The following is a 12,285-nucleotide window of genomic DNA, read 5'->3' on the forward strand; positions in this document are numbered from 1 at the left end:
GCTTCGGAGTGACTTGCTTCCTCTCCGGGAACAACCCAAGTCCACAAACCTCATCCTGAGGAAGCGCGGAGCGCTGTCTCGAAGGATGGGCCCCTTGCTCCGACACCCCCTTCTCGCCCGTTCGATACAGTCCTCCGTCCGTCATAAGGAAGAGCGTGCAAGTCCGCACACGGACAAAAAAAGGGCGCCACGCGGCGCCCTTTTTATTCACGTTCCAGCGTTCGGCAGGATCAGTTATCCTCGATCCGCACCGGAACGAAGCGGACATCGCCTGTCGGGTTGGCCAGCAGAAGCAGGGCCGAGCGGCGGCTGTCCTTTTTCAGTTTGTCGACCTCGGCCATGACGTCTTCCGGCGTCTCAACCGTTTCCTGAGCGACTTCCTTGATAACGTCGCCGGCCATCACCCGCTTTTCTTCGGCAGACGAGCCCGGCTTGACTTCCGTGACCACAACACCGCTGACGTCTCCGTCGATGGAGAACTGCTTGCGCAGCGCGTCGTCCAGAACAGCCAGCGACATGCCGAGCACTTCGCTCTTTTCGACCGGCTCTTCGGCAGGCTGTTCTTCCTCGGTTGCGCTGGCTTCGGCGACCTCGGTCTCGACAAGCTGCTCGAGGATCACGCTGATGGTGACTTCCTCACCCTTGCGCAGCACGGTAACGTCAACTTCCTTGCCGATTTCGGTCTCTGCCACCATGCGCGGCAGTTCGCGCATTGTGTCGACTTCCTCGCCGTCGAACTTGATAATCACGTCACCCGGCTCGATCTTCGCCTTGGCGGCCGGACCGTCATCGGTCACACCGGCAACCAGCGCGCCCATGGCCTTGTCCATCGCCAGGCTGTCGGCAATCTCGTCCGTGACTTCCTGAATACGCACGCCCAGCCAGCCGCGGCGGGTTTCGCCGAACTTGCGCAGCTGATCGATCACGTTCATGGCAGTGTTGGCCGGGATCGCAAAGCCGATACCGATGGAACCGCCGGACGGTGAGATGATGGCGGTGTTGATGCCAATCACGTTGCCTTCCATATCAAACAACGGTCCGCCCGAGTTCCCCCGGTTGATCGAGGCATCGGTCTGAATGAAGTTGTCATAGGGACCGGAGTTGATGTCGCGGTTCCGCGCCGAGACGATACCGACGGTCACTGTGCCGCCAAGCCCGAACGGGTTGCCGATTGCCATCACCCAGTCGCCCACGCGAATGGCTTCACTATCACCGAATTTGACATCCTTGAGCGGTTTGGTCGGCTCCACCTTCAGCACTGCGAGGTCGGTTTTCTCGTCGGTGCCGAGCAGCGTCGCCTTCAGCTTGGTGCCATCATTGAAGTTGGCGGTGATTTCGTCCGCACCCTCGATCACGTGATTGTTGGTGATGATGATGCCGTCTTTACCGTCGATAACAAAACCCGAGCCGAGCGACTGAACACGTCGTGGCTGGTCGTCGTCCCGGTTCTGTCGGTTGAAGAATTCTTCAAAAAACTCCTGGAAGGGCGAACCTTCCGGAACCTGCGGCATCGGTACGGAGCGGTGACCCTGAACGGTTTGAGCGGTGGAAATATTCACCACTGCATCCCCAAGGCCTTCCGCCAGATCCGCAACGGACACAGGTCCTTGCGCGTATGCTGCCTCGATAGGCTGAAAAGCTGCCATTCCGCCGATAAAGATACCAGCCGCAGCAGCGGCAATCCTGGTCATCCGACGGCGAATACTTTGTGGAGCCATAGGGCTTTCTCCTCATCCCGGACGTTTGGACTGCAGTCAGAGCGCTGACAGTCGACGGGTTTATTCAAGTCCATGGTTCAGAATATAGAACGGGCGGGAAGATTTTGCGCCTCCCGCCCGAAAACTTTTCGTTATCCGCGAATGATCCACACAAGAAATACGCCGATAATCGCCACGATAAGGCCCGTGACCCGCAAGGTCTGGTCCGGTGTCTCCAGCGCGCTGCGCATCATGGACTTCATGCCACCGGGCACAAGCGCGTAGAGAATACCTTCAAGCACCAGCACCAGGGCAAGCGCCGTTCCCAGATCGCTCATTGTGCGGCGAGCGACGGGTTCCGGTCGGATACGCCCTGGCTACCGTTCCCGTTGGAGCCCGGAGCCGGCAAGATACCGGACGGGTCCTTGAAGAAGCGGAAGAAGCTTGAATCAGGCGACAGGACCAGGCTGGTGTCACCGGAGCGCAATCCGGCTTCGTACGCCTGCATGGACCGGTAGAAGGCGAAGAACTCCGGATCCGCACCGAATGCTTCGGCAAAAATCCTGTTTCGTTCAGCATCGCCCGTACCACGTTCGATTTCCGCATCCCGTCGCGCTTCAGCAACCAGAACGGTTGCGTCACGATCGGCACGGGACCGAATCCTGCGGGCAGCTTCTTCACCCTGTGCGCGGATTTCCGTTGCTTCCTGCTGACGTTCCGTCTGCATGCGGGCGTAAATCGCTTGCGAGTTGGCATCCGGCAGATCCGCACGGCGGATCTTGACGTCGATCACCTTGATGCCGAGCTGTTCGGCATTGGCATCGATATCGCGGCGGATGTTTTCCATGACACCGGTACGGTCGTCGCGCACAAGCGCAACGAAGCTGGTGCGGCCAACTTCGGACCTCAGCGAGGATTGCAGGAACGTCGACAGGCGCCGGTTGGCGGTCTGGATGTTCTGCACACGCTGATAGAAGAGCACCGGATTGGAAATCTCGTAACGCGCGAACGCATCCACGATCAGACGCTTCTTGTCCGAAGTGATCGGCTCAAGCGGCGGCATGTTCAGGTTCAGGATACGCTTGTCGAAATAGACGACGTTCTCCAGGAACGGGACCTTGAAGTAAATGCCCGGGTCCTTCTTCGGCTCTTCGACGATCTTGCCGAACCGCAGGACAAGCGCCTGCTGGGTCGGATTGACGATGAAGACCGAGAGATACCCGACGACTGCTGCGATCAGCAGGACGATTGCAAAAATACCACTACGCATGATCAGTTGCCTCCCGCGCGCTGTGCAGGGGCGGTCTGACGCCCGTTCAGGTCATTCAGCGGCAGGTACGGCAATACGCCGGAGCCTGTCGTATCGTTGTCGATGATGATCTTGTTGTTCGAGCCCAAAACTTTTTCCAGGGTTTCGAGATACAGACGCTCGCGGGTTACGCCCGGAGCCTTCTTGTACTGTTCATAGATCTTCGTGAAACGCTGGGACTGACCGGTTGCCTCGGCAATGGTCTGGTCCTTGTAGGCGTTTGCCGCTTCCTGCACACGTGCAGCTTCACCACGGGCTTCCGGCACCACGCGGTTGGCGTAGGCTTTGGCCTCGTTGCTGATGCGCTCTTCGTCGGCGCGCGCAGCCTGCACATCGCGGAAGGCGTCAATGACCTGCGCAGGCGGGTCAACCCGCTGCATCTGCACTTCGCCGATCTCGATGCCCGACTGATAGCTGTCGAGCGTCTTCTGCATCAGGCTGGCAACGTCATTCTGGATGGAAACGCGATTTTCCGTCAGGATGGAATCGATCTTAGAGCCGCCGACAACCTCACGCATAGCGCTTTCGGCCACGGCCTTCACGGTTGCTTGCGGATCCTGGATATTGAAAAGGTAGTCGGAAATACCTTCATTGGTGTTCCGGATACGCCACAGCACCTTGAAGCCAACGTCGACGATGTTTTCGTCACCGGTCAGCATCAGGCTTTCTTCCTGAACATCGCGCGCCCGCACGACGCCGGAGCTGCTGACGCTTTCTTCGGTGCCGACTGTCGTTTCGCGCTGCAGTTCGACCTTGGGCGTGTAAACCTCACCAACCGGATAGGGCCAGTTGTAGTTCAGGCCCGGAGGTGTCTGATCCTCGACCTTGCCGAACACCAGCTCGACACCGACCTCGCCTTCGTCAACAACATAAAAGCCGAAGGCCAGCCATACGATGAGGGCCACACCGACCACGATCCCGCCGCCGATGAAACCAAGCCCACCGCCGCCGCCGCCCGGAAGGACGTTGCGCATGCGGTCCTGGGTACGTTTCAGAAGCTCTTCAAGATCCGGCGGATTACTTCCGCCGCGGTTGGGGCCTCCGCCCCATGGGCCATTGTTGTTGCCGCCACCGCCGCTACCCCAAGGGCCGCCATTGTTTCCGCCACCTTTCCAGGGGCCACCGCCACCTGACTGATTGCTCCAAGGCATCAAAACTTCCTTCTTTGTCGTCCGGCAGGTTGTACCGGACAGGGATTTTCACCCGTTCTGACTCACCGTTGGTTATAGGGAGGTTACCATGCGCTTTCAACGGAAAGACCGGCCTTAAACCTCCCGGAACCTGCGTGTTCCCGTGCCGCAGGTGGTGGCAGCAGGGTGGTCTGTCAAGATTGGCGCACCAATTGGCCGCACCTAACGTGACTTTACACCCTGACGGCACCGTCAGATCGGCTTGGCAGAACGGATCATATCGACATGAGGAATACCGTCCTCGATATATTCCTCGGACACGGACTCAAACCCCAGAGACTGGTAAAAGGCCTCCAGATAGGACTGTGCAGAGAGATGAATTGTACAGCCCGGAACCATGGCTTCAGCCTTGTCGATACCGGCCTGCATCATGAGACGGCCAAGACCGGAGCCTCTCCCCTCTTTCGCGATCACCACCCTGCCGATACGGGCGCTTAGGTTTTCCGGCTCAGCAAAAAGACGAATTGCACCCAGAAGCGGGCCGGTCTCCCCCTCCCGCATCAGATAATGCAGAGCTGCCTGGTCCTTGCCGTCGATGTCCGCATAAAAGGACGCCTGTTCCAGAATGAAGACGTTCTGGCGCAGTCTGAGCAGTTCATAAAGCTCGTCGAGGCTGAGTTCATGAAAAGCGGCCCATCTGGCCGTCTGGGTGGCGGGTAAGCCCATGTCATTTCGTCCGGTGTGTCTTACGCCTTGCGGCAATAGGTAACGAAGGTGAAATCGGTGCTGTCGCGTTCGGTGCGCACGCCCGGCTCCCGCCGAACTTCCTGCCAGACGGCCGGGTCGATGTCCGGAAAACGGGTATCGCCTGCCGGATCGGCATCTACCTCCGTGATCTCCAGGCGGTCGGCGCGGCCGATTGCCTGCGCATAGAGCTGCCCCCCGCCGATGCACACCACCTGGTCGACACCAAGATCTTTCGCCAGTTCCTGCGCACGCTTCAGCGCACCTTCGAAGGACGTCACCGCCTCCGCCCCTTCCGGGGCATAATCCGGATCTCTGGAAACGACCACATTCGGACGCCCCGGCAAGGGCTTTCCGCCAAAGGACAGAAATGTCTTGCGGCCCATGAACACCGGTTTCCCGAGTGTGATGCGCTTGAAATTCTTCAGATCCGACGACAACCGCCAGGGCATGTCATTGTCGGCCCCGATGATCCCGTTTCGCGCAACGGCGGCAATCATGACAAGTTCCGGCAAGGCCATCTCCGAATCCGATTTCCAATTCAATCAAGGCCTCCTAGCATGGAAACGGGAGCCATGAAAAACCCCAGACATTTTTTCTGTCCAGGCTGTCGGATGAAGGCCCGTTGACACGTCCTGGAGACTGTACCAACGCAACCAGGAGACCCTGGCAATGTCCGACCTGATGGAAACCGTCCTGATCGAACGCACCCGAGCGTTGATCCCGGACGACAAAGTCGAACAGAAACGCATGTTCGGCTCCACCTGCTTCATGATCAACGGCAACATGACGGTATGTGTCTCCAGACGCGGGCTGATGGCACGTGTCGGCACCGGGCAACAGGCCGACGCGCTTGCAAAGCCTTTTGCTTCCGTCTGCCAGATAGGTGACCGGCTCATGCCCGGCTTCATCCGGGTGGCCGCGGAAGGGATCGAAAGCGACGACGATCTGAAAACCTGGATCGACATGGCAAGATCCTATGCCGGCAGTCTGCCGCCCAAGGTCGCAAAGCCCCAAAAACCAAGAACCCGAAAGGCAGCAGAATGAGCGCCTCCGGCTTCCGGCCCGAAACCTTCCGCTTCCTGGAAGAGCTCGCCGCCAACAACACAAGGGACTGGTTCGAGGCTCACAAGGCCGACTATCAGCGCTTCATCAAGGAGCCCGCCGACACGGTTCGCGGCAGGCTGGCCGAAAGCCTCTCCCGGCTCAGCAAACATGACCTCACCTCAAAGCAGTTCCGCATGAACCGGGATCTGCGTTTTTCCAAGGACAAGACGCCCTACAACACCCATATCCGCATGGCCTTCTGGCCGAAGGGAGCAGCCTTCCAGGGCAAGGACGCACAACCGCCGGGCTTCTTCCTTTCCGTGGAAAGCGATCACGTGCGAACCGGCACAGGCTGCATGCAGTTTTCAAAACCGATGCTCGGGGCCTACCTCCAGAGGCTCGAGACGCAGGAGGGCGAGGACATCCATCGCCTGATCGCCCAGTTGACGGACACCGGCTTTGACCTGTCCGAGCCTGACCTTGCCAAACCTGCACGCGGTTTCCCGGCCGATCATCCGCTCAAGGATCTCGCCCGTCACAAAGGCCTCGCCGTCTGGCGCGATCTGCGGGACATCGGCTCAGTGCAGGGGTCGGTCGGCCATGAGGCGATAGCAGAGGCGATCGAGCCGGCCCTGCCGTGCTGGCGCTGGCTGATGAGCCTTCACGCGCCTCCAGGCTGACGGACAGGACGGAAGGCAAGATCAGCAGCGGATGATGAAATTACTTGATCCAAAGCGCTTTGAGACCTATGACCGTCCTAGTCGCGTTCTCACTCAAGATGAATTTCCATGGCAGCTCCCAAAGATCTCGCACTCCGCTTTCCCGGTGATTTCCTGTTCGGCGTTGCAACCGCCGCCTATCAGATCGAAGGTGCAACCCGCGAAGACGGCCGCAAGCCCTGCATCTGGGATGCCTTTTCCAAGATGCCGGGGCGCGTTTACCAGCAGCATTCGGGCGATACGGCCTGCGACCACTATCATCTTTGGGAAAGCGATCTCGATCTGATCAAGTCACTAGGTGTCGACGCCTACCGCTTTTCCATCGCCTGGCCGCGCATACTTCCGGATGGCTGTGGCCCGGTGAACGAAAAGGGGCTCGACTTCTATGACCGGCTGATCGACGGCATGGTCGCACGCGGCCTGAAGGTCTATCCGACCCTTTACCACTGGGACCTGCCGCTGACCCTGGCCGGCGACGGCGGCTGGACGGCCCGCAGCACGGCAGAAGCCTTTGCGGACTATGTTGAAGTTGTCGTCAGACGGCTTGGCGACCGTATGGACGCCCTGGCAACGATCAACGAGCCGTGGTGCATCTGCCATCTCAGCCACCTTTACGGCATTCATGCCCCCGGCGAAAAAAGCGTCGAAGCCTTCGCGGCCAGCGTGCACACGCTAAACCTGGCGCATGGCCTTGGTGTGCAGGCTGCCCGCTCGGTGAAACCGGATCTGCCGATGGGCATCGTCATCAACGCGCATTCCGTCTATCCGGCCAGCGACGCCCCGCAAGACAGGGAAGCAGCAGAACGGGCCTTCCAGTTCAACAACGGCATTTTCTATGAACCGATGTTCCAGGGAAGCTATCCGGCGGAAGTGCTCGACGCCTTCGGCCAACACATGGACATTCGCGACGGTGACCTGAAGACCATTCATCAGCCTCTCGACTGGTGGGGACTGAACTACTACACCCCCCTGCGGGTGAAAGCAGACACCAATGCTGGCGCTGTTTATCCGATGACCGAGACGGTGCCGCCGGTTCCCGGCCCGGAACTGACCGATATTGGCTGGGAAGTCCATGAAAAGGGCCTGTCGGATCTCCTGAAGGATGTGAACAACCGCTATTCCCTGCCGGACTGCTACATCACCGAAAATGGCGCCTGCTACAATGACGAGCCGCAGGACGGTGTCATCAATGACCAGCGCCGGATCGACTACCTGGAAAAACACTTCGGAGCCATCGCCGATGCGCGCGAGGCCGGGGTGCCGGTGAAAGGGTATTTCCTCTGGAGCCTGATGGACAATTTCGAGTGGGCCGAAGGCTACAGAATGCGTTTCGGCGTCGTCCACGTGGATTACGACACCCAGGTTCGCACGCTCAAGAACAGCGCACTGTGGTACCGGGATTTGATCGAGGCGCACAGGTAGGGGCGAAACCCCTTCGAGCTCTCGCCCAGATGGAGGATGAGTGCAACCAGCACCCACGCCTAATTAAACCTCACCTCCTTCCCCCCCTCATCCTGAGGAAGCGCGCAGCGCTGTCTCGAAGGATGGGCGGCATATTCTGCGCCTGGGGCCCATCCATCGAGACGCGAGCAGGCTCGCTCCTCAGGATGAGGTCATCTTGGTTTCGAGCTTATCAGGAAAGGCTAAGCTTCCCGCAAATTGGCCAGAATGATCTCGCTCCAAACTCGGGTCGGCGGGATCCAGGCGGTCCAGGTATTATAGTTTCCGGAGTAGATGACGGCTGCCACATCGGCCTTGGGGCACAGCCAGAGCCGCTGACCGCCATTGCCGAAGCCAGCGAACCAGGGCGTCGGCCCACCGAGTGCCGGTACCGGTGCCTGACCGCAGAACCAGAAATAGCCGTATCCCGGCCCCTCGCTTGTTTCGATGATCGGCTGCAGCGATGCCCGCAGCCAGGCCTCGGGAATGATCCGCTTGCCTTCCCAGATGCCATCGTTGAGGACCAGACGTCCGATCTTGAGCAGGTCTGGTGCGCTGAGCCTCAGCCCGGACGCCGGCGAATGGGTTCCGTCCCGGCCGACAGCCCAATCGAACTGCGTTATCCCGAGCGGAGCGAACAAACGGCCCCTCGCATAGTCGGCAAGCTTCTGCCGCGTGCCCCGTTGCAGGATCTCGCCCACAAGGGCGGTCGCCCCGCCGCTGTAGATCCAGCGCCGGCCCGGGTCCTCCACCAACGGCCGCTCCAGAATGTAGCGATATCTGTCCGGGGCCATTTCCATGGCGACCTCGCTGTTTTCCGGATCGGTGTAGGGCCGAGTCTCGTCCCACTCCATGCCAAGCGACATGGTCAAGGCGTGCTCTATGGTCCGCTCCCTGCGTATCGGGTCTCCGGCAAGATCGGCATATTCAGGAAAGAGCTCCAGGATCGGCGTATCCAGTGTCGGCACCTCCCCCCGCTCCAGAGCGATGCCATAAAGCAGGCTGACGATGGACTTGGTGACGGAGCGCAGGTCGTGAAGGGTTTCGGCGCCGAAGGTCACTTCACCGATCGGGCGGCCCCAGTTTTCGTCCTGCCCCGTGCCATAGCTTTCCAGAACGGTTTCGCCTCCACGTTCCGCAAGCACGGCATGAAGATGCGGCAGCAAGCCCGCCTCCACACCGGCACAAAGCTTGCGGCCTATTGCAGTGTCGAACCCACGGCGTTCAGCTGTTACTGCGTGGGGTGAAAGCGACAGACCTACGCTGGAATTCATGAGCGGACCTCTTTTGCAAAACCGGAAGGAAGTGTCGGTAGTTTCTTCAACAAATGCGAGCACTATTTGACGTGTTTTCTTCTTGGAACGGTGCTTGACCTTCCCCCAACTGGAACCACCATATCCCAATGAAGAAAATCAGCTGAAGGAAGGTGGCCGATGGATCGCCGTTCGTTCTTGAAAGCCTCCGCGGCCGGATGCATGGCTGCCGTGTCGCCTGTCTTCGCTCTGGCAAAAACCGAAGAGGGTCTTTTCGACCTCACCGCAGCCAAGGGACAGGCCCGTCTCTATGGCAAGGACGGCGGTCTCTCGGACCTTTGGCTCTACAATGATCGCCTGCCCGGACCGCAGATCCGGGTCAAACGCGGCGAACGTGTCAGAGTGCGCTTCACAAACAACCTGGACGAACCGACCTCGGTCCACTGGCACGGTATCCGCATCGACAATGCCATGGACGGTGTTGCCGGGTTGACCCAGCCCCCTGTCGCCCCCGGAGAAAGCTTCGACTACGACTTTGTTGTGCCGGACGCAGGCACCTTCTGGTACCACGCCCACAACATGAGCTGGAACCAGGTGCCCCGCGGCCTCTCTGGCGCCCTGATCGTCGAGGACGAAGCGTCCTCCTTTGATCCGGACTGCGACATCACGCTGATCCTCAACGACTGGCGTCTGGACGAAAACGGCGTTCTGGATACCGCCAGCTTTGGTGCCATGCACGATTTCGCCCATGCCGGACGGCTGGGCAACTGGCTGACCATCAACGGCGTTTCGATGCCGGACATTGCCTTGAAAAAAGATCGTTGGCACCGGCTGCGGCTGATCAATGCCTCAAGCGCACGCATCCTCGATCTTGCCCCGGCACGGTTCGGCGCCAGGCTTATCGGGCTGGACGGACAAAACTTTGAGACAGTGCGGGATGTCGAGGAAACTGTGCAACTGGCCCCGGCGCAGCGCATGGATCTGGTGCTGCGTCCTCAGGAAACCGGCAAGCTGCCGTTCGAGATGATGACCGGCAAACCCTTCACCTTCGCCAATTTCGTGGTTTCGGAAACCGAAAGCAAAGATCTGCCGCTGGTGCTGCCACCACCCAACCGGCTGCCGGAACCCGATATGGGTTCCCCGCGGAAACTGCCACTGGTGATGGCGGGTGGCGCCATGGGCGGCATGCAGTCAATGATGAAAAACGGCGTCCAGATGGACATGCGCCAGATGATGTCCGAAGGTCTCTTCTGGGCCTTCAATGGCGTCGCGGGGATGGAAGGCGATCCGATGTTTTCCGCAAAGCGTGGCGACACGATCCTTCTGGAAAGCCGGAACGACACGGCCTTCCCCCATGCAGTCCACCTGCATGGTCACCATTTCCGGGTGATTGAGCGCAATGGCACGACACTGGAACACGCTGACTGGCGTGACACCTTTACCAGCCAACCGCGCGAGACGGTCAAGATCGCCTTTGTTGCAGACAATCCGGGAAAATGGCTGATCCATTGCCACATGCTCGGCCATGCGGCCTCCGGCATGATGACCTGGTTCGAGGTCGCCTGACCGGTTCTATCGATCAGACCGCGATCGGCGCCGCGATATGCGGAAGCGGATCGTAGCCGGTCAGTTCGAAGTCCTCGAACTTGAACGCAAAGAGATCCGTGACATCCGGATTGATCTTCATTTCCGGCAAGGTCCGGGGCGAGCGCTTGAGCTGTTCGCGGGCCTGGTCGAAGTGATTTGAATAAAGATGCGCATCGCCGAACGTGTGCACGAAGTCACCGGGTTTCAGGCCGGTCACCTGCGCCACCATCATGGTCAAAAGCGCATAGGAGGCGATGTTGAAAGGCACGCCCAGGAAGACGTCCGCCGACCGCTGGTAGAGCTGGCAGGAGAGCTTGCCCTCGGCCACATAGAACTGGAACAGCGAATGGCACGGAGGCAGGGCCATCTCGTCGACCAGCGCCGGGTTCCAGGCCGACACGATCAGCCGCCGGCTTTCCGGGTTTGTCCGGATCATCTTGAGGAGATTGGCGATCTGGTCGATGGACCGTCCGTCCGGCGCAGGCCAGGACCGCCACTGGTAACCGTAGACCGGCCCGAGCTCGCCGTTCTCGTCCGCCCAGTCGTCCCAGATCTTCACGCCGTTTTCTTTCAGATACCGGATGTTGGTATCACCTGCCAGGAACCACAAAAGCTCGTGAATGATCGACTTCAGGTGCAGCTTCTTGGTCGTTGTGCAGGGAAAGCCTTTTGAGAGATCGAAGCGCATCTGGTGGCCGAAGATCGAGCGCGTGCCCGTTCCGGTCCTGTCGCCCCGGTCAACGCCTTCGTCCAGGATTTTTGACAAGAGATCGAGATATTGCTGCACGGCGGAAGCCTTCGCGGTCGGGAGATCTGGTGTTTGAGGGTAACTTGGCAGATTTTCCCGAAAAGACAGCCCCTCTCCTGCACTTTCCCCAACTTGGACCTACTGTGGAAGACCGGCCGCGAACCAAGCCGGCAAACGACGCGGATTGCCAGAAGCCTCTTTCAATTCAAGACCGAAGCCCTTATATCAAGGCTGCTGGTTCGCCAGCTATGGCAATAAATGGTCAGTGAAATAAACCTATCGGACCCGGGGGCGGTACCCGGCGCCTCCACCCAAGCCCATGAGGCTAAGCTTCAGAAACTTCATGGGTTTCGGCGGGGGCGAAATAGGATCGACGAGGGCGTAAAGACTGTGCTTTTGCTCGGCATTGTACCACCGTTATCGGGCTTTCTTAATAGTTGCAAATGACAACTATGCTATGGACAACGCTGTCGCAGCGTAACGCTGCGCCGGTAGTCCACTAAGTCCTTTGAGGTAGCACTCACGGGCGGGGTTCGGAGGCACCTGGCAACAGAAGCCTCCACTTGATCTTCCCATGTATTTGAAACGTCCTAAATAGGTTGCGGGAGTTG

At 59.4% G+C, this 12,285-nt stretch carries 12 protein-coding genes and 1 other RNA gene; 5 read left to right on the forward strand and 8 right to left on the reverse strand.

Going from position 1 to position 12,285, the window contains the following annotated elements; genetic code table 11:
• Positions 1-230 precede the first annotated feature (230 nt).
• The 6 genes from AC2A6O_RS28070 to AC2A6O_RS28095 all read right to left on the reverse strand — a co-directional run bounded on the left by AC2A6O_RS28070 (position 231) and on the right by AC2A6O_RS28095 (position 5,401).
• Complete coding sequence (locus tag AC2A6O_RS28070) at positions 231-1,718, reverse strand: DegQ family serine endoprotease (protein WP_209001256.1); 1,488 nt, start codon at positions 1,716-1,718, stop codon at positions 231-233.
• 131 nt (positions 1,719-1,849) lie between these two features.
• The gene (locus AC2A6O_RS28075; protein WP_148586070.1) at positions 1,850-2,035 is read right to left on the reverse strand and encodes a DUF2065 domain-containing protein; all 186 of its coding nucleotides are present in this window, start codon (positions 2,033-2,035) and stop codon (positions 1,850-1,852) included.
• Positions 2,032-2,967, reverse strand: coding sequence for a protease modulator HflC (gene hflC, locus AC2A6O_RS28080; protein ID WP_148586069.1), 936 nt, complete (start codon positions 2,965-2,967; stop codon positions 2,032-2,034). Before hflC ends, AC2A6O_RS28075 begins: the two co-directional genes overlap by 4 nt.
• A 2-nt stretch (positions 2,968-2,969) precedes the next feature.
• Positions 2,970-4,157, reverse strand: coding sequence for an FtsH protease activity modulator HflK (hflK, locus tag AC2A6O_RS28085; protein ID WP_148586068.1), 1,188 nt, complete (start codon positions 4,155-4,157; stop codon positions 2,970-2,972).
• Between the two features lie 231 nt (positions 4,158-4,388).
• The gene (locus AC2A6O_RS28090; protein ID WP_498932035.1) at positions 4,389-4,862 is read right to left on the reverse strand and encodes a GNAT family N-acetyltransferase; all 474 of its coding nucleotides are present in this window, start codon (positions 4,860-4,862) and stop codon (positions 4,389-4,391) included.
• Between the two features lie 20 nt (positions 4,863-4,882).
• Positions 4,883-5,401 carry a dihydrofolate reductase gene (locus AC2A6O_RS28095; protein ID WP_148587276.1) on the reverse strand — a complete coding sequence of 173 codons (519 nt, stop codon included), beginning with the start codon at positions 5,399-5,401 and terminating at the stop codon, positions 4,883-4,885.
• A 151-nt stretch (positions 5,402-5,552) separates the two neighbouring features.
• Here AC2A6O_RS28095 and AC2A6O_RS28100 point away from each other — a divergent pair, with 151 nt between their 5' ends.
• The 3 genes from AC2A6O_RS28100 to AC2A6O_RS28110 all read left to right on the forward strand — a co-directional run bounded on the left by AC2A6O_RS28100 (position 5,553) and on the right by AC2A6O_RS28110 (position 8,068).
• Complete coding sequence (locus AC2A6O_RS28100; protein WP_498932036.1) at positions 5,553-5,927, forward strand: TfoX/Sxy family protein; 375 nt, start codon at positions 5,553-5,555, stop codon at positions 5,925-5,927.
• Positions 5,924-6,607, forward strand: a complete 684-nt coding sequence (locus AC2A6O_RS28105) for a TIGR02453 family protein (RefSeq protein WP_498932037.1) — start codon at positions 5,924-5,926, stop codon at positions 6,605-6,607. The genes AC2A6O_RS28100 and AC2A6O_RS28105 overlap by 4 nt, the downstream gene beginning before the upstream one ends.
• Positions 6,608-6,715: 108 nt before the next feature.
• Positions 6,716-8,068: a GH1 family beta-glucosidase gene (locus AC2A6O_RS28110; protein ID WP_498932038.1), complete on the forward strand. Its 1,353-nt coding sequence runs from the start codon at positions 6,716-6,718 to the stop codon at positions 8,066-8,068.
• A gap of 221 nt (positions 8,069-8,289) precedes the next feature.
• Here AC2A6O_RS28110 and AC2A6O_RS28115 read toward each other — a convergent pair whose 3' ends face one another.
• The gene (locus tag AC2A6O_RS28115; protein WP_498932039.1) at positions 8,290-9,360 is read right to left on the reverse strand and encodes a serine hydrolase domain-containing protein; all 1,071 of its coding nucleotides are present in this window, start codon (positions 9,358-9,360) and stop codon (positions 8,290-8,292) included.
• Between the two features lie 159 nt (positions 9,361-9,519).
• Between AC2A6O_RS28115 and AC2A6O_RS28120 the strand changes: the two genes are divergently transcribed.
• Complete coding sequence (locus tag AC2A6O_RS28120) at positions 9,520-10,905, forward strand: multicopper oxidase family protein (protein ID WP_498932040.1); 1,386 nt, start codon at positions 9,520-9,522, stop codon at positions 10,903-10,905.
• Between the two features lie 13 nt (positions 10,906-10,918).
• Here the strand turns inward: AC2A6O_RS28120 and AC2A6O_RS28125 are convergent, their stop codons facing one another.
• Positions 10,919-11,713 carry a thymidylate synthase gene (locus AC2A6O_RS28125; protein ID WP_498932041.1) on the reverse strand — a complete coding sequence of 265 codons (795 nt, stop codon included), beginning with the start codon at positions 11,711-11,713 and terminating at the stop codon, positions 10,919-10,921.
• Positions 11,714-11,868: 155 nt separating this feature from the next.
• On the opposite strand from AC2A6O_RS28125, the gene ssrA reads away from it, so the two are divergent.
• Positions 11,869-12,238: a transfer-messenger RNA gene (ssrA, locus tag AC2A6O_RS28130) on the forward strand.
• Positions 12,239-12,285: the final 47 nt, after the last annotated feature.

It is taken from the genome of Labrenzia sp. ATLA3 (assembly GCF_057180185.1).